Raw genomic sequence first — 22983 nt, forward strand, 5'->3', positions numbered from 1 at the left:
GGTCAATAAACGCCGTACATGCGCTTGCTGAATAGGGGATAAGGCCGTTTTCGCGATGCGCCGCACAAATTCCGTGTGCGCTCGCCCCGGGAACGGGGCCGGCACCCGCGCTCCCCGTCCGCCGTACTCCGGCCGCCCTCAGGGGCAGTCGCCGACCCGGCGGAACGCCAGGTCCTGGTAGTCGTAGCTGAAGTCGATGTCCGGATCGATCGCGCGCATTTCCAGCCGCCGCTGCGCGCCCTCGCCCGTGAACCGCAGCCAGGCCTCCGCGTCCTCGCCCAGGTCCTGCCATTGCACCCAGGGGCGGCCGTCGGAGCGCATCACCTCTCCGCGCAGCGCCGGCGACTTCTCGGCGGCGAACACCACGCCGCCGTCGGCCGGGCACAGCGTGATCCGGCCGAACCAGGGGTCGGCCCAGATCCCGGCATCGCCACCGAGATCGTCCGCCGTCACCGCGGTCGCGGGCGACATCGCCGGACGCACGTGGCCGTCGGCACGGCGCTGCGCGGCGTCGCGGTCCAGCAGGCCGGCATAGTGGAGGACGTCGTGCCCGGCGGCCGGCGCGGTCCAGTGCTTGAGCAGCGCCTGCATCAGCGCGGTCCGCGCCGCCTCGCCCTCGCCGTTGATCAACACCACCGCACCGTTGCGCAGGTCCGGCAGCAGGGCCACCGAGGAGTACATGCCGGACAGGGTGCCGGTATGCGCGACCTTCCACTGCCCGTCCATGTCCGACAGGCGCCAGCCGTAGCCATAGGCGCTGAAGTGCGCGTTGTCCCAGTCGCGCTGGCGCTGGCCGATCGGCATGGGCATGTGCGCGGTCCACAGCGCGCGGCGCTGGTCGGCCTCCAGCCAGCCCGGCGCCCGCGCCGGATCCAGCAGCGCCTGCATCCAGCGCAGCATGTCGTTGACGCTGCAGCGCACGCCGCCGGCGGCCATCGACGGGAAGTCCGTCGCGTGCGCGCCGTCGCGCCCGCCGACCACGTTGCGGTCCTGCTGGCGGTAGTGCGGCTGGGCGACGTCGCCCACCGCCGCCGGCGACCACTCGCCCACCTGGCAGCGGTCCATGCCCAGCGGCGCGAACACCTCCTCGCGCACCAGCTGCGCGTACGGCGTGCCGGCGGCGGCCGCGGCCACCTCGCCGGCCACCACGTACAGCAGGTTGTCGTAGGCGTAGTCGGCGCGGAAGCTGCCGGCCGGCTTGAGGTGCGCCAGGCCGGCGATGATGTCCTCGCGGCTGAAGTGGTTCGGCTCCGGCCACAGCATCAGGTCGCCCGCGCCCAGGCCCAGGCCGCTGTTGTGGATCAGCAGGTCGCGCACCTGCATGTTGCGCGTCACCCAGGGGTCGTACATGCGGAACGTCGGCAGGTGGCGGGTCACCGGATCGTCCCAGCGCAGGCGCCCGTCCTGCACCAGCCGCGCCAGCACCGCCGCGGTCATCGCCTTGGTGTTGGACGCGATCTTGAACAGGCTGTCGGCACCGACCTTGCGGCCCTCGCCGACGGCCAGTTCACCACGGGTGACGACCTGCACCACCTTGCCGTCCTCGATCACGCCCACCGCGATGCCCGGCAACCGGTAATGGTCGAAGGCCTGCTGCACGGCGCTGTCGTAGAACGCCGCATCGGCGGCGGACGGAGCGGCGGCATGGGCAAGGCCGGGAAGCAGGGCGAGGCACAGCAGGAGAGGCTTGAACGGCATGGGGTCGGAATCCGGGAACAGCGGTCGTGGTCCCGATGCTGCCGCAGCCGCGGCCATGCCGGCAGGTGCCAAAAGGCCCGGTCGCGCGCGCCGGAAAGTTGCCGCCGCAACGATCACCCCACGGCGGCTCCGGCCGCCGCGGGGCGCCGTTCAACCGCCCGGGTGCAGGCGCTGCCGGGCCAGGTCGTGGAGGATGCGCAGGTCCTCGGCATCCAGCTCCGCGCCCTGCACATCGATGCCACGGAAGCGGTGGCGGAACGAGCGCAGTGCGGCCGCGCGGTCGTCCAGCGGATAGCCGATCGCGGCCATCGCCAGCCAGCCGTCGAACCCGGGCGGCGCCGGTGCCGCGGCGGGCGCCGGCCACAGCCCGAAACCCGCATCGTGCAGGCGCTTCCAGGGAAACAGCGGGCCCGGATCGATCTTGCGCCCCGGCGCCATGTCCTCGTGGCCGATGACCTGCCAGCGCGGAATGCCCAGGCGCTGGACCAGGTCCTCGAGCAGCACGATCAGGCGCGCGATCTGCGCCTCGCTGTACGGCGACCGGCCGTCGTTGTCGATCTCGATGCCGATCGAGGCCGCGTTGACGTCGGTGATCGTGCCCCAGCGCCCCGGGCCGGCATGCCAGGCACGCTTGTGCTCGTCGACCAGCTGGTACAGCGTGCCGTCGCGGGCCACCAGGTAGTGCGCGCTGACGCGGCCGCCGCTGTTGGCGGTCTGCAGGGTGCGCAGGCTCTCCTGCGCACTGCGCCCGGCGGTGTAGTGCAGCACCACCAGCGCCGGTCCGCGGGCGTCGAAGTTCGGCGAGGGCGCCCACGTCGCCAGCGGGTTGTGGTGGGCGCAGGCCGCCAGCAACAGCACCAGCGGCACGGCCAGCAGCGGCCGTGCGCGGGACCCCGCCTGGCTCACGGCGTCTTCCAGTCGGTGGCCGGCTGCTCGCCGCCCAGCATCTCCTCCAGGCTCTGCCGGCGGCGCACCACCGCATAGCGGGCACCGTCGACCATCACCTCGGCCGGCAGCGGCCGCGAGTTGTAGGTCGAGCCCATGGACGCCGCATAGGCGCCGGCACCGAGGATCGCCACCAGGTCGCCGGCCTCGCAGCGCGGCAGGGTACGGCCGGTGGCGAAGGTATCGCCGGTCTCGCACACCGGGCCGACCACGTCGTAGGTGGTGGCGTCGCGCCCGTCCGCACCGCCGATGCGCACGATGTCGTGCCAGGCGTCGTACAGGCTGGGCCGCAGCAGGTCGTTCATGGCCGCGTCCAGTACCAGGAAGCTGCGCTGCTCGCCGTGCTTCTCCAGCATCGCGCGGGTCAGCACGAGGCCGGCCTCGGCCACCAGCCAGCGGCCCGGCTCCACCAGGATGCGGCCGCGGAAGCCGGCCAGCGCGCGGGCGATGGCGTCGGCGTACTCGCGCGCGTCCGGGGCGTGTTCGCCCTCGCGGTAGCGCACGCCCAGGCCGCCACCGACGTCGATGCTGGCGATGGCGTGGCCGGCGGCGTCCAGTTCCTTCCAGAACGCGGCCATGCGCGCCAGCGCCTCGCGGACCGGGTCCAGGCTCAGCAGCTGCGAGCCGATGTGCATGTGCAGCCCGTCCAGCTGGACATCGGGCCACTGCGCCTTGGCCGCGAACCAGGCGCGGGCCTCGTCGATGGAGACGCCGAACTTGTTCTCGGCCTTGCCGGTGGAGATCTTGGCGTGGGTCTGCGCGTCCACGTCCGGGTTGATCCGCACCGACGCGACCGCGCGGTCGCCGCGGGCGGCGGCGATGCGCTGGATGGCGTCCAGTTCGGCGCGCGACTCGATGTTGAACCGGCCGATGCCGACCTCCAGCGCCAGCGCGATCTCCGCATCGGACTTGCCGACCCCGGAGAACACGATGTCGGCCGCCGCGATCCCGGCCCTCAGCGCACGCTGCAGTTCCCCGCCGGACACGATGTCCGCACCGGCGCCCTCCTCGGCCAGCAGCCGCAGCACGGCGCCGTTGCCGTTGGCCTTGACCGCGTAGCGGATGCCCGCGTCCAGTCCGGCCAGGGCCTCGCGCAGCCCCCGCACCCGTTCCCGGATCGCCGGCGCCGCATACACATACAGCGGCGTGCCTTCGCGGGCGGCGAGGGCGGCCAGGTCCACCTGCTGGAATGCTTCCGGCAGGCCGTTCGTGCCAAGTCGTGTAACCCTTTGTTCCAAGGTAGCGCTCCAAAAAGATGGCGGCCCTAGAGGGGCCGCCAGTGGGGGAACTCACAACCGCAGTTCCGCGGACGTACTGCGCGGGACCTGGTCAGAAGTTCCAGGTCACGACCAGCTGAGTGTAGCGCGGAGACTGCCAGCGGGTACCGGTGCCGAAGGTATCGCGCATCTGGCCCGGTGCGGCCTCGTAGCGCTGGTGCACGTTGATGACGGTCTGGTTGTTGAACAGGTTGTAGACCGACAGTCGTGCGCTGAGGTCGACACCGTCGACCGGCAGGCGCCAGGTCACGTTCGCCCCCATGTTCCAGGTCCACGGCAGGCGCCCGAAGGCCCCGCGCGGGCTGTACTCCAGCTCGCGGGTGTCCCAGGAACCGCACTGGGCCTTGCACAGCCAGCCGGAACCGCCGCCCGAACCCTCGGTGGCGAAGCTGCCGGCGGCCAGGCTGTCGTCCGGCCAGGTCACGCCGAAGGCGGTGATCGGGCCGCCCGACTGCACCTGCAGGGTGGAACCGACCGACCACTGTTCGTTGATCTGGTAGCCGGCGCGGAACTTGAACTGGTGGCGGAAGTCGTTGAACAGCACACCGTAGCGTTCGTTCACCGCCGGGTGGTCGTAGTGCTGGACCATGCCGGTGGAGCCGAAGTTGGTGTCCGAGTTGACCGGGCCTTCCAGGTTGCCTTCGTTCTTGGACCACAGGTACGAGGCGTTGAACATCCACTTGTCGTCCCAGGCGCGGTCGATCTGGAACTCCACCGCCTTGTAGGTGCGCTTGGGCTTCTTGTAGCCCACCACCTCGTTGCTGCCTCCCTTGATGTAGCCGTCCTTGGAGGTGTCGATGGTGATCCAGCCCTCGGTGGCGCAACCGATCGACGGGTCGCCCCAGATGGTCATGTTCTCGCCGCCGTTGCCGATCACCCACAGGTTGCGGCCGGTCGGACCGCAGGGCGTGTGGTTGATCAGCACGTCGTCGACCACGTGGTGCATGCGGCGGTAGGTCGCGTTGACGCCCCACGACCAGGCCTGGTTGATCATCGACTGGAAGCCGAGGATGAACTCGTCCTGGTAGACCGGATCGATGTCGCGCGACACGCTCTGGCGCAGGTCGCCCGAGCCGGTGTTCATGCTGGTGTCGGTGGGCCCGATCTGCGGACCGAAGATCGGTGCCATGTAGCGGCTGCCGGTCACCGGGTTGACCTGCTCGCTCCAGCCGTCGAGCACGAAGTAGCTGTACTCGTCGGTCAGGCCGCCGGCGAAGTTGACGTTGATGTTGTTGGACACCGGCAGGTAGTAGCGGCCGGCGTTGCCGAACAGCTTGGTGCTGCCGTCGCCCTTGATGTCCCAGGAGAAGCCGCCGCGCGGTGCGATCAGGTTGTCCTGCTTGATGAACGAGCTGCCGTCGGCGACCTTGTTGTTGAAGCTGTCCGAGCGCACGCCCAGGGTCAGCAGCAGGTTCGGGGTCACGTTCCACTGGTCTTCGATGTAGAAGGCGTTGGAGACGGTCTCGAACTCGCCGCCGGACACGTTGTAGCGCCCCATCAGCATCTCGGTGACGCCCGCCGGGATGTAGACGCCGGCGCCGCCGAACACTTCCGAGCCCGGGGTCGGCACATAGGCGGTGTACATGGTGCCGCTGCCCGAGTAGCGCGAGATCTGCTTGGTGGTCAGCACTTCGCGGTCGGCGCCGAAGCGCAGCAGGTGGTCGCCCAGCGCCCATTCGAAGTCCAGCCGCGCGGCGTCGCGGGTGTTCTTCATGTCGTCCACGCCGCGCTGCGGTGCGCAGCCCAGCGTCTTGTTCGGCATCGAGGCGAGGACGCTGCTGTACGTGGAGTTGCTGGTGATGAAGTCGCAGATGTCATCGCCGCCGGCGCGGGTGTTGGCCTTGCGCTCGTTCTGCCCGATCATCGCCTTGGCGGTGAAGTTCTGCCCGAAGTGGCCGGTGTAGGTGGCCGACCAGTTGGTACCGCCGCTCTCGCTGGTGCCGGTGCCGGTCAGGTCGCCGACCCGCGCCGACGCCCAGTCGTACTCGTAGCTCTTGGTCTTGGTCTCGCTGTCGTCGGAGAACGCCAGCAGTTCCAGGGTGTGGTTGTCGGTGATGTTCCAGTCCAGCTTGCCGCCCCAGAACCCGTCGCCGGTCTTGCCGGTGCCCCAGCCGTTCTGGCCGCTGGTGTAGCGCGAACGGTTGTCGCGGTCCTCGTACATCGCGAACAGGAACAGCCGGTCCTTGACCAGCGGACCGGAGGCCCACAGGTTGGTCTTCATGAACGAGGACGCGTCGCGGCTGGCGAAGTGGCCGTCGGTGGTGCTGCCCGGGTGGTAGTGGTCGCGGCCGCGGGACTGCCACGCGCTCGGCTCGAAGGTCGCCTGCATGCCGCCCTCGAACTCGTTGGAACCGGAGCGGGTGACGGCGTTGATCACGCCGCCGGTGGAGCGGCCGAACTCGACCGAGTAGCCGCCGGTCTTGACCTGGAACTCCTTGAAGAAGGCGAACGGCGGCGCCGAATAGCCCTGGCGGTCGTAGATGTCGGTGACGTTCAGGCCGTTGACGAAGATCGCGTTCTCGGCCACCGAGGAGCCGCCGAAGCTGATGCCGCCGAACGACGAATTGCCGCCGACCACGCCCGGTGCCAGCATCGCCACCGAATCCAGCGACTGCGCCACCGGCATGCGCGAGAGTTCCTCGCGGTTGATGTTGAACGACGATTCGGTCGAGTAGACGTCCACGCGGTTGACGATCCGCGCGCCGACCACCTGCACCGAATCCAGCGTCACCGCGCCTTCGCTGCCGCCCAGGTTGACGGTGGTGGTGCCGCCCAGCGAGACATTGACCTCGCGCGGCTCGGCGTCGCCGCGACCGTCGCGGTTGACCTGCATGCGGTAGTCGCCCGGCGGCAGCTGGCCGATGCGGTAGCTGCCATCGCGGCCCACGGTGACGCTGCGGGTGAGCCCGGTGGCGGTGTTGGTGATGGTGATGGTGTCGCCCGCGCTGGCACGGCCGGCAACCGCGCCGGTCACGCTCTGCGCCAGTGCGGACGGAACCGCCAGACCGCCCAGGCACGCGCCCAGGGCGACACAGAGTGCCGCCTTCTTCAGCATTTTCCTATTCATTTCTCTGCCCCTCTCCTGCAGATGTTGGAGGTATTGCGGTAGTGCACAACGTCAACGTTCCGGCAGCCTCAGCACCTGCCACTGGAAGTCGTAGTCCCATTGGTCGAAATAGAGATTGCCGCCGCTCCACTCGGCTTCCCCCCGCTGCGAGTCGACCGTCTCGGAACGGAAATGGCGCTTCGCCGGCACCAGCGGCTGTGCGTAATCGTCGTTGAAGGCGATGCGGTAGGCATCCAGCCCGCCCAGGTAGAAATCGCGCACGGCCGGGATCGGGCTGTCCAGCGCGCCGGTGGTCACGTCCATCGGCACCCAGCCGTACGGCGCCAGGTACAGCGCGCCCCAGTCGTGCAGGTTGCTGTAGCCCACCGCGTCGTCCGAGTACACCATTCCCGACTGCCAGCGCGCGGGAATGCCGTTCAGCCGCAGCAGGCTGATCAGCAGCAGGGTCTGCTGGCCGCAGTCGGCATGGTCGGCATGCAGCGCGTAGTCGCTGATGTTGCTGATGGTCGAATACTCGCGCGCACCGCCCCAGGGGATGCGGTCCACCGCGTCGAACAGCTTGCGCGCGATCCGGTACGGATCGGTCTCCGAGCCCACCACCCGGCGCGAGAACTCGCGCAGCGCCGGCGTGAACACGACATGCGGCGCGCGCTCGGCCAGGTACGGTGCCAGTGCCGGATCCTGCGGCGTGGGCTGCACCGCGTCCGGGTCGATGGCGATGTGGCGTGCGTACACGGTGACTTCGTAGCTGACCGAGAACTCGGTCGGCGTGCCGGCCACCGCCGTGCGCTCCAGGTAGGCGGTGCGCTGCAGGGTCGCCTCCGGCGCCACCTGGGCGCCCTCCGGAACACTGCCCAGCCAGCGGATGTCCTCCTGCTGCCCGGCGATGGCGCGCGGGTACGGGATCCAGGCGCGCACGGTCTCGCCGGCCGGCACCGCGTCGGCCTTGACCCTGAGCGACTGGGTGACGCGGATGCGGCGCGGCGCGACGCTGGTGGCACCGGTGGCCTGCGCCGCCTTGAGCACCTCCACGTGGTGCGGAGTCACGACTTCGAACGGGCCCGGGGCCGGTGGCGCGATCGACGGGGCGCGACGGGCGACCGCGGCGTCGCTGACACGGAACAGGTTGGACGGAGCGCGGGTGAACCAGCGGCGCTCACCGTCGATGTCCAGATGCTCGATCAGGCCGGCGTCGTCCCAGGCGCGGAATTCGTCGTCGCGCAGATCCGGGATGTAGCGCTTCACCGCCGCCATCGCCTGCTCACGGTCCAGGGCGAAATCCATGCGCATGCGGCGCATGCGTTCGCGCTGGAAGCGGTAGCCTTCGCGCTGCGCCTCGGTCAGCGCCGGCTGCTGCAGTGCAGCGTCGATTTGCGCCTGCGCACCGGCGAAATCGCCGCGGTCCACGCGCGCCGTCACCTCCGGCAAGCCGTCGGCGGCGACCGCGACGGTCGACAGAAAACACAGCAGGCCGGCCATGCACCGATACCGGGCACGCCTGAAAGCGACTGGGATGTGGCGAAAAGCTGGATCCACGGCAACACTTCCACGAACACGCGGGTAACGGTTGTGTAACACGCACATGGCAGCCGGTCAATAATTTATTCTTGATTTCAGAGAAGAAAGGAATAAGTATTCCAATGCACCCCATGGGAGTCCTCATGAACGTCGTCCCCGTGCGGCCCCGCCGCCGTCATCTCGCCCTGGCCTGCTGGTCGCTGCTCGCCATCCTTCCCCTCTCCGCCTCGGCGGCCCCGTCCGTGGTGGCCTCGCCGCAGGACTACGCCGGCGTGGTCGGCCTGCGCGAGGACTACCTGTCCGCCGCGCACTGGGTCGCCCAGCTGCCCGAACCGGACCGGCCGATCCTGGACCGCGCAGGCGTCGCCGCGCAGAACGCGCGCATGCGGGCGCTCGACGGCTCCATCCACGATCTGCAGGCCCTGCCCGCAGACCTGAGCGCCGCGTTCGTGCGCAAGCAGATCGCGGACACCTCGTCGCTGCCCACGCGCACCCTGTACGACGTACAGGGCAGGGTCGTCGACGCGGCGCAGCTGCGGGCGATCGGCGACAACCTCGCCGCGGACCGCGTGCCGGCCAGCCGCCCGCTGCAGTACGGGCTGGTGGTGCATCGCGCCGACCTGCGCGCCTTCCCCACCGCCCTGCGCGTGTTCTCCAGCAAGGGCGACACCGACATCGACCGCTTCCAGGAATCGGCGCTGTTCCCCGGCGACGCGGTGGCCGTGCTGCATGAAAGCGCGGACGGCCAGTGGCTGCTGGTCGCCAGCGAACGCTACGTCGCCTGGATCGAGAAGCGCCACGTCGGCATCGGCGATGCCGGACAGGTGTTCGGGTACGGCAAGGAGGGCCCCTACCGGGTGATCACCGGCGCCACCGCCACCACCGCCTACACACCGGAGGAGCCGCGCGTCTCGCGCCTGCAGCTGGACATGGGCGTGCGCGTGCCGGTGCTCGAGGACTGGCCGGCGATGACCCCGGTCAACGGCCAGCAGGGCCACGCCGCCCATGTCATCCAGCTGCCGGTGCGCAACGACGATGGCAGCCTGGCCCTGGTGCCGGCGCTGCTGCCGCGCTCGCAGGACAGCAGCGACGACTACCTGCCGCTGACCCCGCGCACGCTGATCACCCAGGCCTACAAGTTCCTCGGCGAGCGCTACGGCTGGGGCCATGCCTACGACACCCGCGACTGCAGCGGCTTCGTCTCGGAGATCTACCGCAGCGCGGGCGTGCTGCTGCCGCGCAACACCAGCGCGCAGGCGGTGAGCCCGGCGCTGGACCGCATCGCCTTCGGCGAGCGCGATACCAGGGCGCCACGCGATGCCGCCGTCGATGCACTGCAGGTCGGCGACCTGGTCTACATCCCCGGCCATGTGATGATGACCATCGGCCACGCCGACGGCATGGCCTGGATGATCCACGACACCGCGGGCGGCAGCTGGTTCGACGTCGACGGCAAGCGGATTCCCGCCCAACTCAATGGCGTGTCGGTGACGCCGCTGCAGCCGATGATGGCCAGCGACACCGCCAGCTACGTCGACCGTATGACCAACATCCAGCGTATCCGCCCACACACCGACAAATGAAGATCACCGACATCGAACTGGGCATGCTCTGCGTGCCCCTGAAGACCCCGTTCAAGACCGCCCTGCGCACCGTCGACAAGGTCGAGGACATCGTGGTGCTGGTACGCACCGACACCGGCCATACCGGCTACGGCGAAGCACCGGCCACCGCGGTGATCACCGGCGACACCCACGGCTCGATCATCGAGGCCATCACCAGCTTCATCAAGCCGCGCCTGATCGGCGAGGACATCGCCAACCTCAACCGCGTCAGCGGCCTGATCCAGTCCTCGCTGGAACGCAACACCAGCGCCAAGGCCGCGGTGGAGATCGCCATCTACGACCTGTGGGCGCAGCTGCACGGCGCACCGCTGTACCAGATGCTCGGCGGCGGCGACCCGGTGATCACCACCGACATCACCATCAGCGTGGACTACATCGACAAGATGGTGGCCGACTCGCTGTCGGCGATCGAGCGCGGCTTCGAGTCGCTGAAGATCAAGGTCGGCAAGGACATCGGCCTGGACATCGAGCGGGTCAAGGCGATCCATGCCGCGGTCGAGGGCCGCGCACTGCTGCGGCTGGACGCCAACCAGGGCTGGACCGCCAAGCAGGCGGTGTACGCGATGAACGCGCTGGAGAACGCCGGCGTGGTGCTCGAGCTGCTGGAACAGCCGGTCAAGGCCGCCGACATCAACGGCATGAAGTACGTCACCGAACGCGTCAACACCCCGGTGATGGCCGACGAGAGCGTGTTCGGCCCGCACCAGGTGTTCGACCTGATCCAGCAGCGCGCGGCGGACATCATCAACATCAAGCTGATGAAGACCGGCGGCATCTCCAACGCCATCAAGGTCGCCGACATCGCCTCGCTGCACGACGTGCCCTGCATGATCGGCTGCATGCTCGAATCGAGCATCAGCGTCGCCGCCGCCGTGCACGTGGCGGTGGCCAAGTCCGGCGCGATCACCAAGGTCGACCTGGACGGGCCGTCGCTTATCCAGTTCAACCCGGTCCGCGGCGGCGTCATCTTCAACGAGTCGGAAATCAGCATCACCGACGCTCCCGGCCTGGGCATCACCGAGGTGCATGGGCTGGAGATGATCAAGCTGTGAGCCCCCGGGCGGCGGCAACCGATGCGGTTGTCGCCGTCCTCCGGCAAGCCCCGCGCGCGTCCCCGCCGCGGCCGCTCCTCCGCCTGCTGCGCGCGTGCACCGCCGCCTGCCGGCGCTACAGGCAGCTTGCCGCACCCCTGCCCCATGCCATCGCACCGACCGCCGCGGTGCGCATTTTCCCGCGCCCGCGGCATCCCCGCCCGCCGGCGTTTCCGGCCGTCCGCGCACGCGCCGGCCGCCGTGCCGCGACGATCACGCCAGGGCCGGTGCCCGCATCGGAGGACGGACTCTACCGTCGCCCTTCTGTTGCAGGGGAAACGATGGCCGGTGCGCGCCGCCGCCCTGCCGAACGCCGCCCGACGGCAGCCGACCCGCGATGCCCAGGGGGGCCACGCCGCTCCCACCGATGCTGCATCCGCACACGGCGCGGCCCCGCAACGGGGGTCTTACCGCTTCGGGAAAATCCTTTTAGAGTCTCCCCTCCGCAGCCGACCGCACCCCCATGCCACCGCTGGTAAAAATCCGCTCCGAGCGCGAACAGATGTCGGCGATCGAACGGCGCATCGCCGACTTCATCCTCGACAACGCTCACCTGCTGCGCGACTACTCGTCCCAGCAGCTGGCCAACGCCTTGGGCATCAGCCAGTCGAGCGTGGTCAAGTTCAGCCAGAAGCTGGGTTTCCGCGGCTATCCCGACCTGAAGTACTCGGTCGGCGCGGCGGTCGCGGTGGCCACCAACGGCAACGGCGACGTCGCCGAGTGGCCGCCGGAAAGCGATCCCCACGGCTACCTGCAGGTGGCCGAGAGCCTGCGCCGCAGCAAGGCGGCGGCCGAAGAGGAAACCCGCGTCGCCAATCCGCAGGAGGAGGTCGAGGCGGTGATCGCGCTGGTCGACGCCGCCCCCAAGGTGTTCGTCTACGGGCTCGGCGACGACGGCCTGTACGCGCGCGAATTCGCGATGCGCCTGGCACTGCTCGGCATCCTCACCGTGCAGCACGCCGATCCGATCCTGATCACCGCCAACCTGTCGGCGGCGCGGCCCGGCGACGTGCTGCTGGTGTTCTCCGAATTCGGCAAGTTGCCGCAGCTGTGGCAGCTCTCGCGGCAGTTCCAGGAAATGGGCGGCAAGGTGGTGTCCATCACCCGTCACACCGCCAATCCGCTGCGCGCGCATGCCGATGCGTCGCTGGTGATCTGCGCGCAGGACCCGCAGCCGCCGGTGGCGCAACTGCTGTACCGTTGTTCGTTGCAGTACCTGCTGGACTTCGTATTCGTGCTGCTGTGCCATGCCAATTCCGACCGTCAACGCCAGCTGGCGATGAACCAGGAACGCATCCAGCAACTGATCGACAACTGATTGCCGGAGCCAACCCCACCATGCCATTCCCGTTTCGTCCTCCCGCCCAGCGGCTGCTGTCGTCGCTGGCCGTCCTAGCCACGTTCTGGACCACGGCCGCGCTCGCCGCCACGCCGGTGGATGAAGCCCGGCAACTGGTGGTGGTCACCGCGCCGTCGTGGGATGCGCCCGCCGGGCACCTGCAGGCCTACGAGCGCGGCGATGGCGGCTGGCGCCCGCACGGCGACGGCTTCGACGTCGCGCTGGGCCGCAACGGCAGCGCCTGGGGCCTGGGCCTGCACCCGTCGCAGCAGGACGGTCCGCACAAGCGCGAAGGCGATGGCCGCAGCCCGGCCGGCGTGTTCGGCATCGGCGAGGCGTTCGGCTATGCCTCGCGGATCGGCGGCGCGCTGCCGTACCGGCCGATGCTGGCATCGAACTACTGCATGGATGTTCCCGATTCGCCGCTGTACAACCGCATCGTCGATGCCGAAGCGGTCGGCAGCGAGGCGGTGGCCGGCTCCACCGAGCCGATGCGCCTGGACCTGCACAACGACGGCGACCGCCGCTACCGCGAAGGCTTCGTGATCGAGCACAACCCGCAGGCCGTGCCCGGCCAGGGCAGCTGCATCTTCGCCCACCTGTGGCGGCAGCCCGGCGAAGCCACCGCCGGCTGCACCGCCATGGAGCCCGGGCACATGACCGCCCTGCTCGCCTGGCTCGACCCTGCCGTGCACCCGTTGTTCGTACTGCTGCCGGAGGCGGAATACCGGCGCCTGCAGCAGAGCTGGGGACTGCCCGCCACCGCCGGAGCCGCCCCATGAGCGCGCAGGGCAACGACCCGACGCTGGTCCGCGCGGTCAGCCGCTGGCAGATCGTCGGACTGTCGATCAACGACGTGATCGGCAGCGGCATCTACCTGCTGCCCGCCGCCACCGTCGCCCTGCTCGGCCCGCTGAGCCTGTGGGGCGTGGTGCTGGCCGGCCTCGTAGTGGCGCTGCTGGTGCTCTGCTACGCGCAGGCGGCCAGTTATTTCGATCAGCCCGGCGGCAGCTACCTCTATACCCGCGAGGCGTTCGGCCCGTTCTCCGGCTTCCAGGTCGGCTGGATGATCTGGCTGACCCGGATCAGCTCCGCGGCTGCCCTGAGCAACGCCTTGGCCGATGCCATGGCGCGCTTCTGGCCGCTGGCCGGCGAGGGCCTCGGCCGGGTGGCGGTGATCGTCGTGTCGCTGGGGTTCCTTACCGCGGTCAATGTGGTCGGCGTGCGTTCGGCCGCGCGCACCGGCGTCGTGCTGGTGATCGGCAAGCTGCTGCCCCTGCTGCTGTTCGTGCTGATCGGCTCGCTGTACATCGACTGGTCGCTGGCGTTCTCCGGCGAGCGCCCGGATCCGGGCGACCTGCGGCGCATGGGCGAGGCGGCGCTGCTGCTGCTCTACGCCTACGCCGGCTTCGAGAACATCCCGGCCGCCGCCGGCGAGTACCGCAACCCGCGGCGCGACATTCCCTTCGCGCTGATCACCATGATCGTCAGCGTCACCGTGATCTACGCCGCGGTGCAGCTGGTGGCCCAGGGCACGCTGCCGGGGCTGGCCGACTCGGCGGCGCCGCTCGCCGATGCCGCCGCGCGCTTCGGCGGCGAAGCGCTGGCCCTGATCCTCACCGTCGGCGCCACCATCTCCATCCTCGGCACCAACAGCAACACGATGATGATGGGCCCGCGCTTCCTGTTCGCGCTGGCGGTGGACGGCTACGGCCCGAAGGTGCTGGCCAACGTGCACCCACGCTTCCGCACGCCGGCCGCGGCGATCGTCTGCCAGGGCGTGATCGCGCTGGGGCTGGCGCTGTCGGGCTCGTTCGTGCAGCTGGCGCTGCTGTCGATGACCACCCGCCTGTTCGCCTACATCGGTACCGCCGCGGCGGTGCTGGTGCTGGCCCGGCGCTATGGCGACCGCCCCGGCGCACTGCGCCTGCCCGGCGGTGCGCTGATTCCGGCGCTGGCACTGCTGCTGTGCCTGGCCCTGTTCGCCAGCGCCAGCTGGCAGAACCTGGCGGCGGCCGGGGTCGCCTTCCTGGTGGGTGGCGTGATCTACCTGTTCCCGCGCAAGCACTGAGCCCCCGCTCGTCCCCGCACCCCGGCGGTGCGGGGACGGGCACGCCGCTCGTGCCGCGGACGCCGGGCTCTGCTATACCTCCTCCGGTACCTGCCACCGAGGAGGACGCCATGTCCCGTGCACTGCTGCTCCGCCTGGCCCTGGGCCTGGCGCCCGTCCTGTCCACCGCGGCCTGCGCGGCCGGCCCAGCGGCGCCGGCCGCGGTCGGACCGGCCGACTGGCCGTTCACGGCCATGGAAGCCGCCCGCTTCGACGAGCCCTGGGCGCTGGCGTTCCTGCCCGACCGCAGCCTCCTGGTCACCGAGAAGGCCGGCCGGCTGATCCATCTCGATCCCGCCAGCGGCGTGCGCGGCGAGATCACCGGGGTACCCGGCGTGGCCTATGGCGGCCAGGGCGGCTTCGGCGACATCGCCCTGCACCCCGGCTTCGCCGACAACGGGCTGGTCTACTACAGCTATGCGGAGGCCGGCGATGGCCGTACGCGCGGCGCCGCGGTCGCGCGCGCGCGGCTGGTGCTGGACGCCGATGGCGGCGGACGCCTGGTCGATCCGCAGGTCATCTGGCGGCAGACGCCCAAGGTCGAAGGCGACGGCCACTACGGCCACCGCCTGCTGTTCGGGCCCGACGGCAAGCTGTGGATCAGCTCCAGCGAACGCCAGAAGTTCGACCCCGCGCAGGACATGGGCGGCAACCTCGGCAAGCTCGTGCGCCTGAACGACGACGGCAGCGTGCCGGCCGACAACCCGTTCGCCGCCGACGGCCCGCCGGCCGACCAGGTGTGGTCGCTGGGCCACCGCAACATCCTCGGGCTGGCCTTCGATGCCGATGGCCGGCTGTGGGAGAACGAGATGGGGCCGAAGGGCGGCGACGAGCTGAACCTGATCCGGCGCGGCGGCAACTACGGCTACCCGCTGGTCTCCAATGGCGACCATTACGACGGCCGGCCGATTCCCGACCATGCCACCCGGCCGGAATTCATCGCGCCGGCGGTGAGCTGGACCCCGGTGATCTCGCCTTCCAGCCTGATCGTCTACCGCGGCGCGCTGTTCCCGCAGTGGAAGGGCGACGCCTTCATCGGCGGCCTCTCCTCGCAATCGCTGGTGCGGGTGGCGCTGGAGGGCGAACGCGCGCATGAAGCCGAGCGCTTCGACATGGGCAAGCGCATCCGTGCGGTGGCGGAGGACGCCGACGGCGCCCTGTGGCTGCTGGAGGACGGCAGCGGCGCGCGGTTGCTCAAGCTGACCCCGGCGCCCTGACCGCGCCGCGGGCGGGCGGCCCCCGCTGCCCGCGCCGGCTCAGGCGGGCAGCAGCTCGAAGTCCACCGGCTCGCCGGTGGCCGACGACGGCGCCACCCACAGATCGAACACGCCCGGCTCGGCCCGGTACGCGCCATCGGCGCCGCTGAAGGCCAGGTGCCCGCGGTCGATGTGGAACACCACGTCGCGGGCCTCGCCCGGCGCCAGCGCGATCTTGGCGAACGCCTTGAGTTCGCGCACCGGGCGCACCCGGCTGGCAACGCGATCGTGCACGTACAGCTGCACCACCTCTTCGCCGGCCACCGCGCCGGTGTTGGCGACGCGGGTGGTGACCACCAGCGTCCCGTCCCATGCCAGCTGTGGGGTGTTCAGCCGCGGCGCGGCGTAGGCGAAGCGGGCATAGCCCAGGCCATGCCCGAACGGGTACAGCGGGGCATCGGAAATCTCGCGCCAGCGCGACTTGAACTCGGCCATGCCGGGCAGTTCCGGGCGGCCGCTGCGGGGGCGGTTGTAGAAGAACGGCTGTTGCCCGGAGTGCTGCGGAAAGCTCACCGGCAGGCGCGCCGACGGGCTGTAGGCGCCGAACAGGACGTCGGCGACCGCATGCCCGGTCTGGGTGCCCAGGTACCAGGTGACCGCGATCGCCGCGGCATCGCGCACCGCTCCGTGCAGCGCCAGCGCGCGGCCGTTGCGCAACAGCACCACCAGCGGCGCACCGGTGGCGGCGACCGCCTCGGCCAGGGCCTGCTGCGCGGCCGGCAGCACGATCTCCAGCCGCGACTGCGCCTCGCCGCTGTAGCGCTGCGGTTCGCCCAGCGCCAGCACCGCCACGTCGGCACGCCGCGCCGCGGCCACCGCCGCCTCGATGCCGCCGTCCAGCGGCGCTTCCAGCGCACAGCCCGGCACCACCTCCAGCAACGCGGCGGCCTCCAGCGCCGCACGCACGCCGGCTTCCAGCGTCACGTAGCGCGTCTTGTCGCCGAACAGCGTCCAGCAGCCTTCGAGGTTGTCGCGGTCCTGCGCGAACGGACCGATCAGCGCGATCTTCTGCCCGCCCCTGCGCAGCGGCAGCAGCGCGCCTTCGTTCTTCAGCAGCACGATCGACCGCCGTGCGGCATCGCGGGCCAGCGCATCGTGCGCGGGCAGGTGCGCCGTGTCGGCCTCGCGCGCCGGGTCCAGCGAGCGGTAGGGGTCGTCGAACAGGCCGATGGCCTCCTTCAACCGCAGGAGGCGGCGCACCGATGCGTCCAGCACCGCCATCGGCACCTGCCCGCTTTCCACCAGCCCCGGCAGGTGCGCGCCATAGAAGCCGCTCTGCATGCTCAGGTCGAGCCCGGCCAGGAAGGCCTTGGCGGTGGCATCCCGCTCGTCGGCGGCATAGCCGTGCGCGATCAGCTCCATGTCGGCGGTGTAGTCGGACACCACCACGCCGTCGAATGCCCATTGCCCGCGCAGCAGGTCGGTCAGCAGCCAGCGGTTGGCGCTGGCGGGCACCCCGTTGATGTCGTTGAAGGCGGTCATCAGCGTCCGCGCGCCGGCCGCCAGCGCCGCCCTGAACGGGGCCAGGTGGACGTCGTGCAGGGTCTGCGGCGACAGGTCCACCTGCGCGTACTCCAGCCCGGCGGCGACCGCGCCGTAGGCGGCGAAGTGCTTGGGCGTGGCCAGCAGCGCATCGTGCGCGCGCAGGTCGTCGCCCTGGAAGCCGCGCACCCGCGCCGCGGCGAACGCGCAGCCCAGGGTGACGTCCTCGCCGGACGATTCCGCGCCCCGCCCCCAGCGCTGGTCGCGGGCGATGTCCACCGCGGGCGCGAACGTCCAGTGGAGGCCCGCCGCGGTCGCCTCGATGGCGGTGGCCCGGGCGCTGCGCTCGGCCAGCGCCGGCTCGAAGCTCGCCGCCTCCCCCAGCGGGATCGGGAACACCGTGCGCATGCCGTGGATGACGTCGGCGGCGAGCAGCACCGGAATGCCCAGGCGGCTTTCCTCCACCGCCACACGCTGGATCTCGCGGCCCGCCGCCGCCCCCACGCCGTTGAACAGCGTGCCCACGCGGCCGGCGCGCACCTGCTCCAGCACCTGGCCGGCATTGCGCACGTTGGCGTCGGGATTCACGTCCGGCGCGAACGGCCGCACCATGTCGGCGAACACGCCCAGCTGCCCGGCCTTCTCCTCCAGCGTCATCCGCGCGATCAACGCTTCGATACGGTCGGCTGCCACCGTCTGTCTGTCCTTGGGTCTGCGAACGCGATTGAACGCGCGGATTCTACCGTCGGCGCCGTGAAGCGCGACGGCAGGATCGCGCGCCGCCGGGCTAGCCGGCGGCGTTGGCCCCGCGCACGGCCATCAGCATCGCGTCGCTGGACTCCTGGAACACCCGCAGTTCGAACTCGGGAAGGATCGCCAGCAGGTGGTCGAACACGTCCGACTGCACCGCCTCGTAGTCGTCCCACGCGATGGAGCGGGTGAAGCAGTAGAGCTCCAGCGGCAGCCCCTGCGGGGTCGGCGCCATCTGCCGCACCAGCAGGGTCATGTCCTGGTGGATGCCGGGATGACTGCGCAGGTAGCGCTCCACATAGGCGCGGAAGGTGCCGAAGTTGGTCATGCGGCGGGCATTGACCTCCTCCGGGTGCGACCGCGCGACCTGGTTGTTCCACTGCTCCAGCTCGTTGCGCTTTCCAGCCAGGTAGTCGTCGAGCAGGCCGAAGCGTCCCAGGCGTTCCAGGCCCGCCGCGTCCAGGAAGCGCACGCTGTGCTGGTCCACGTACAGCGAGCGCTTGATCCGGCGGCCGCCGGCCTCCTGCATCCCGCGCCAGTTCTTGAACGCCTCGGTGACCAACTTCTTGGTCGGGATGGTGGTGATGGTCTTGTCCCAGTTCTGCACCGTCACCGTGTGCAGGGCGATGTCGATCACGTCGCCGTCCGCGTCCTGGCTGGGCATCTCGATCCAGTCGCCGATGCGGATGCGGCCGTCGCCGCTGATCTGCACGCTGGCCACCAGCGACAGGATCGTGTCCTGGAACACCAGCATCAGCACCGCGGTGGCCGCGCCCAGGCCGGTGACCAGGTAGCGCAGGTCCACGCCGGCCAGGGTGGCGACGATGGACAGCGCGGCGATCACGAAGATCACGATCTTGGCGACCTGCAGGTAGCCCTTGATCGGCTTGTTGCGCGCGTCGGGGCGGCGTTCGTACAGCACGTTGGCCGCGTCCAGCGCATGCGCCACCGCCAGGGTCACGGTCAGCACCGCCCATGCCTGGCAGGCGCCGACGACGAACCCCACCAGGCCCGGCGGGAGGTCAGGCACCACCTTGATGCCGGCGGCGATCACCTGGCTGGGGACCACGTTGGACAGCCGCGAGATCACCCGCATCAGGTGGCTGCCGCGGCCGGTCTCGGCACCGGGCAGGTGGCTCAGCAGCCGCCGCAGCCCGCGCAGCAGGACCCGCTTGGTGACCCAGTTGGCGAGGATCGCCGCCAGCAGCAGGACCGCCAGGGCCAGGCCGGTATAGGCCAGGGGGTAGGACTGCAGGGTGGCCTGCAGGTGGTTCAGCCAAGGTGCCGTGGTTACCGCTGCCAGCATCCGTTTGCCTCCTTACGTTGTGTTCTCAGGGTGCGCGCGTGCGCTCGATCACCACGCCCACCGCACGCGCGCCGCGCACCGCGCCGGGCTTGCTCAGCTTCAGGCGCAGCCACTGCACATCGAACTCGTCGAGCACGATCCGCGCGCAGCGCTCGGCCAGGGTTTCCACCAGGCCGAAATCGGAGCCGCGCACATAGTCCTGCAGGCGCTTGCTGACCGCCTTGTAGTTGAGCGTGTCGGCGATGTCGTCGGTTTCCGCGGGCCGGCGGTTGTCGAAGCCCATTTCCAGATCGAACACCAGGGTCTGGCGGATACGCCGCTCCCAGTCGTAGATGCCGATCAGGGCGTCGATCTCCAGCCCCTCGATGAATACCTTGTCCATTGCGTCCGTCACGGTGGATGTGGGGACATGGTAACGACCCGCCGGCGAGCCTGCCGTGCACGCGCGCACGCTGCGGGCGCCGCGCCGGTCAGGAGGCGGCACGCAGCGGCGGCAGCGTCGCCATGTCCCAGCGCGGCGTGACCGTCACCTGCGCGGGACTGTGCTGGCCGGCCTGCAGCCGCAGCGCGCCGGCGAACGCGATCATCGCGCCGTTGTCGGTGCACAGGGCCGGACGCGGGAAACACACGCGGCCGCCACGCTGCCGCGCGGCCTCCTGCAGCCGGGCACGCAGGCGCGTGTTGGCGCCGACACCGCCGGCGACCACCAGCACCCGGGAGCCGGCCGCATCCAGCGCGCGCTCGCACTTGATGGCCAGGGTATCCACCACCGCATCCTCGAAGCCGCGGGCGATGTCGGCGCGGGTCTGCGCGCTCTGGTCGCTGTCGCGCCAGGCCAGCAGCACCTGGGTCTTGAGCCCGGAGAAGCTGAAGTCCAGGCCCGGCCGGTCGGTCATCGGCCGCGCGAACCGGAACCGCCCCGGCGTCCCGCTCTCGGCCAGCCGGGCCAGCTGCGGGCCGCCCGGATACGGCAGGCCCATCAGCTTGGCGGTCTTGTCGAAGGCCTCGCCGGCCGCATCGTCCAGGGTCTCGCCCAGCAGCCGGTAGCTGCCGATGGCCTCCACCGCGACCAACTGGGTGTGGCCGCCGGAGACCAGCAGCGCCACGAACGGCGGCGCCGGCGGGTCGTCCTCCATCAGCGGCGCGAGCAGGTGCCCTTCCATGTGGTGCACGGCGATCGCCGGGACATCCAGGCCCCAGGCCAGCGCACGCGCGACCCCGGCGCCGACCAGCAGCGCCCCCACCAGCCCGGGGCCGGCGGTGTAGGCCACGCCGTCGATGTCGCCGACCGCGATACCGGCCTCGTCCAGGGTCTGGCGGATCAACGGCAGGGTCTTGCGCACGTGGTCGCGGCTGGCCAGTTCCGGGACCACGCCGCCATATTCGGCGTGCAGCGCGATCTGGCTGTACACCGCGTGCGCGCGCAGCGCCGCCGCGCCGGACAGGCCGGTGTCGTAGACCGCCACGCCGGTCTCGTCGCAGGAGGATTCGATGCCGAGGACTTTCATCCCGCCATTGTGAACCCCTCGCCGGCGGTTTACGAACCCGCCCGGGCGCACACATTGGGCCCTGCACTGGGCGCCCGGCGTCCCGCCTTGGCCGGCCTGCCCGGGACAGGACAGGTATTGCCCCCTTGCGCGCTCCCGTGGAGGCGATATAATGCGCGGCTCACCGGGCGTGACCCGGTCTCACTGTGTCCCGGAGATTCCATGCCCAGCGTCAAAGTCCGCGAGAACGAACCTTTCGAGTTTGCGCTCCGCCGCTTCAAGCGCACCTGCGAAAAGGCCGGCGTGCTGGCCGAGACCCGCAAGCGCGAGTTCTACGAAAAGCCGACCCAGGAACGCAAGCGCAAGGCCGCTGCTGCGGTGAAGCGCCAGCTGCGCCGCACCTCGCGCGACGTCACCAAGCGTCAGCGCCTGTACTGATCGGACGCAAACGCTGAACGGGGGGCCACGGCCCTCCGCGGCGGAGCAGGAGCCGGCACGCGCAAGCGGAGCCGGCTTTTTGCGTTCCCACCCGGCGACGGAATGCGCCGCGCACGCCCCTACCCGATCCCGCAAGAGGTGATCCCATGAGCCTGAAACAGCAACTGACCGACGACATGAAGGCCGCCATGAAGGGCGGCGACAAGCACTCGCTGGGCGTGATCCGCCTGATCAATGCGGCGATCAAGCAGCGGGAAGTGGACGAGCGCATCGAGCTGGACGACACCGCGGTCATCGCGGTCCTGGACAAGATGGTCAAGCAGCGCAAGGACTCGGTGACCCAGTACGCGGCCGCCAACCGCGAGGACCTGGCCGCGATCGAGCGCGCGGAGATCGGGGTGATCGAGCGCTACCTGCCGGCCAAGATGGACGAAGCGGCGATCAGCGCGGCGATCGCCGCGGCCATCGCCGAGACCGGCGCCGCCAGTGCCGCCGACATGGGCAAGCTGATGGGCGTGCTCAAGCCGGCACTCGCCGGCCAGGCCGACATGGGCCTGGTGTCCCGGCTGGTCAAGCAGGCCCTGGCCGGCTGATCTCCGCCCCGCCCCCCGGCCACCCGCGCCGGGGCCCGCCCCGTCACGGCCACCGCCGGGAAGGGTGTGCGATCCTGCAGCCATGGCCCTACCGTCGTCCGATGCCCTGAAGCAGCGCCTGGAGCGGCTGCAGCACAGCCTTCCCGCCACCCTGGTCCGGCGCTTCGTCGAAGCGGACGTGATGACCCAGGCGGCGTCGCTGGCGTTCTACACCCTGTTGTCGCTGGCACCGCTGCTGGTGCTGCTGCTGTGGCTCACCGCCTCGCTGTACCCGCCCGCGCAGCAGGCGCTGATCGGCCAGATCGCCGACCTGGCCGGCAGCAGCGTCGCCGAGGTGGCACGCACGGTGATCGCCAACGCCAGCGCCCAGCCCGACCTGGGCTCGCTTGCCGGGGTATGGAGCCTGTTGCTGCTGTTCATCGGTGCGACCGTGGTGTTCGCGCAGCTGCAGGGCGCATTGAACCGCATCTTCCGCACCGACCTGCAGCGCTTCGACGGCGCCATCGGCTGGCTCCGCAAGCGCATCTTCTCCGCCGGCGTGGTGCTGGCGCTGGGCTTCCTGCTGATCGTGTCGATGGTCGCCACCACCGCGCTGCAGGTGGTGTTCGCGCACCTGCCTTCGCTGCTACCGGCGGTGGGGTACCTGTCCACCCTGGTGCTGTACGCGCTGGGCTTCGCCTTCCTCTACCACTACCTGCCGGACCGCCCGGTGGCCTGGCGCCAGGCGCTGGGCGGCGGGGCGATCACCGCGGTGCTGTTCACCCTGGGGCGCTACGGCATCGGCCTGTACATCGCCAATGCCGCGCCCGGCAGCGCCTACGGCTCGATGGGCACCCTGGTGATCATGCTGGTGTGGATCTACTACGCCAGCGTGGTGTTCTTCAGCGGCGCGCTGGTCACCGCGGTCATCGACGAGCGCGCCGGCCCGGACGTGCCCGCGCCGGCACCCTGAGTGCCCCGGCCGCCGGCATGACACGGCACGCCGCCTACATGCAGGCGGC

The 22983-nt window shown here is 70.4% G+C and carries 18 protein-coding genes; 9 read left to right on the forward strand and 9 right to left on the reverse strand.

Annotation, left to right across the window (positions count from 1 at the left end; all coding sequences use genetic code 11):
* Positions 1 to 138: 138 nt before the first annotated feature.
* From K5L01_RS12740 to K5L01_RS12760, 5 genes are all read right to left on the reverse strand, one after another.
* Positions 139 to 1698, reverse strand: a complete 1560-nt coding sequence (locus K5L01_RS12740) for a serine hydrolase domain-containing protein (RefSeq protein WP_250064895.1) — start codon at positions 1696 to 1698, stop codon at positions 139 to 141.
* 150 nt (positions 1699 to 1848) lie between these two features.
* The gene (locus K5L01_RS12745; RefSeq protein ID WP_250064897.1) at positions 1849 to 2604 is read right to left on the reverse strand and encodes an N-acetylmuramoyl-L-alanine amidase; all 756 of its coding nucleotides are present in this window, start codon (positions 2602 to 2604) and stop codon (positions 1849 to 1851) included.
* Positions 2601 to 3881, reverse strand: a complete 1281-nt coding sequence (gene lysA / locus K5L01_RS12750) for a diaminopimelate decarboxylase (RefSeq protein ID WP_250064898.1) — start codon at positions 3879 to 3881, stop codon at positions 2601 to 2603. The genes K5L01_RS12745 and lysA overlap by 4 nt, the downstream gene beginning before the upstream one ends.
* 91 nt (positions 3882 to 3972) lie before the next feature.
* Positions 3973 to 6987, reverse strand: coding sequence for a TonB-dependent receptor (locus K5L01_RS12755; RefSeq protein ID WP_250064899.1), 3015 nt, complete (start codon positions 6985 to 6987; stop codon positions 3973 to 3975).
* 51 nt (positions 6988 to 7038) lie between these two features.
* On the reverse strand, positions 7039 to 8466 hold the full coding sequence (locus tag K5L01_RS12760) for a transglutaminase-like domain-containing protein (RefSeq protein ID WP_250064900.1): 1428 nt from the start codon (positions 8464 to 8466) through the stop codon (positions 7039 to 7041).
* Between the two features lie 182 nt (positions 8467 to 8648).
* Between K5L01_RS12760 and K5L01_RS12765 the strand changes: the two genes are divergently transcribed.
* The 6 genes from K5L01_RS12765 to K5L01_RS12790 all read left to right on the forward strand — a co-directional run bounded on the left by K5L01_RS12765 (position 8649) and on the right by K5L01_RS12790 (position 15887).
* Positions 8649 to 10088 carry a C40 family peptidase gene (locus K5L01_RS12765; protein ID WP_250064901.1) on the forward strand — a complete coding sequence of 480 codons (1440 nt, stop codon included), beginning with the start codon at positions 8649 to 8651 and terminating at the stop codon, positions 10086 to 10088.
* A complete protein-coding gene (locus K5L01_RS12770; RefSeq protein ID WP_250064903.1) occupies positions 10085 to 11182 on the forward strand; it encodes a dipeptide epimerase in 1098 nt (365 codons plus the stop codon). The genes K5L01_RS12765 and K5L01_RS12770 overlap by 4 nt, the downstream gene beginning before the upstream one ends.
* A 502-nt stretch (positions 11183 to 11684) precedes the next feature.
* Positions 11685 to 12539, forward strand: coding sequence for a MurR/RpiR family transcriptional regulator (locus K5L01_RS12775; RefSeq protein ID WP_250064905.1), 855 nt, complete (start codon positions 11685 to 11687; stop codon positions 12537 to 12539).
* A 56-nt stretch (positions 12540 to 12595) separates the two neighbouring features.
* Positions 12596 to 13342, forward strand: a complete 747-nt coding sequence (locus K5L01_RS12780; protein ID WP_425603895.1) for a L,D-transpeptidase family protein — start codon at positions 12596 to 12598, stop codon at positions 13340 to 13342.
* On the forward strand, positions 13339 to 14631 hold the full coding sequence (locus K5L01_RS12785; protein WP_250064909.1) for an APC family permease: 1293 nt from the start codon (positions 13339 to 13341) through the stop codon (positions 14629 to 14631). Before K5L01_RS12780 ends, K5L01_RS12785 begins: the two co-directional genes overlap by 4 nt.
* A 110-nt stretch (positions 14632 to 14741) precedes the next feature.
* Positions 14742 to 15887 (forward strand): PQQ-dependent sugar dehydrogenase, encoded by a 1146-nt coding sequence (locus tag K5L01_RS12790; protein ID WP_250064910.1) that lies wholly within the window; start codon positions 14742 to 14744, stop codon positions 15885 to 15887.
* A 39-nt stretch (positions 15888 to 15926) separates the two neighbouring features.
* Here the strand turns inward: K5L01_RS12790 and K5L01_RS12795 are convergent, their stop codons facing one another.
* From K5L01_RS12795 to tsaD, 4 genes are all read right to left on the reverse strand, one after another.
* Positions 15927 to 18101 carry a glycoside hydrolase family 3 N-terminal domain-containing protein gene (locus K5L01_RS12795; protein WP_250064913.1) on the reverse strand — a complete coding sequence of 725 codons (2175 nt, stop codon included), beginning with the start codon at positions 18099 to 18101 and terminating at the stop codon, positions 15927 to 15929.
* A 94-nt stretch (positions 18102 to 18195) separates the two neighbouring features.
* A complete protein-coding gene (locus tag K5L01_RS12800) occupies positions 18196 to 19464 on the reverse strand; it encodes a mechanosensitive ion channel family protein (RefSeq protein WP_250064915.1) in 1269 nt (422 codons plus the stop codon).
* A gap of 25 nt (positions 19465 to 19489) precedes the next feature.
* Positions 19490 to 19846 (reverse strand): dihydroneopterin aldolase, encoded by a 357-nt coding sequence (folB, locus tag K5L01_RS12805; RefSeq protein ID WP_250064916.1) that lies wholly within the window; start codon positions 19844 to 19846, stop codon positions 19490 to 19492.
* Positions 19847 to 19934: 88 nt separating this feature from the next.
* Positions 19935 to 20972 (reverse strand): tRNA (adenosine(37)-N6)-threonylcarbamoyltransferase complex transferase subunit TsaD, encoded by a 1038-nt coding sequence (gene tsaD / locus K5L01_RS12810; protein ID WP_250064918.1) that lies wholly within the window; start codon positions 20970 to 20972, stop codon positions 19935 to 19937.
* 201 nt (positions 20973 to 21173) lie between these two features.
* Here tsaD and rpsU point away from each other — a divergent pair, with 201 nt between their 5' ends.
* From rpsU to K5L01_RS12825, 3 genes are all read left to right on the forward strand, one after another.
* The gene (gene rpsU / locus K5L01_RS12815; RefSeq protein ID WP_003465342.1) at positions 21174 to 21389 is read left to right on the forward strand and encodes a 30S ribosomal protein S21; all 216 of its coding nucleotides are present in this window, start codon (positions 21174 to 21176) and stop codon (positions 21387 to 21389) included.
* A 146-nt stretch (positions 21390 to 21535) separates the two neighbouring features.
* The gene (locus K5L01_RS12820) at positions 21536 to 21982 is read left to right on the forward strand and encodes a GatB/YqeY domain-containing protein (RefSeq protein WP_250064920.1); all 447 of its coding nucleotides are present in this window, start codon (positions 21536 to 21538) and stop codon (positions 21980 to 21982) included.
* A gap of 82 nt (positions 21983 to 22064) precedes the next feature.
* Positions 22065 to 22934, forward strand: a complete 870-nt coding sequence (locus tag K5L01_RS12825) for a YihY/virulence factor BrkB family protein (protein ID WP_425603890.1) — start codon at positions 22065 to 22067, stop codon at positions 22932 to 22934.
* Positions 22935 to 22983 lie beyond the last annotated feature (49 nt).

The organism is Stenotrophomonas mori, from assembly GCF_023556335.1.
In the GTDB taxonomy this organism is placed as follows: Bacteria; Pseudomonadota; Gammaproteobacteria; order Xanthomonadales; family Xanthomonadaceae; genus Stenotrophomonas; species Stenotrophomonas mori.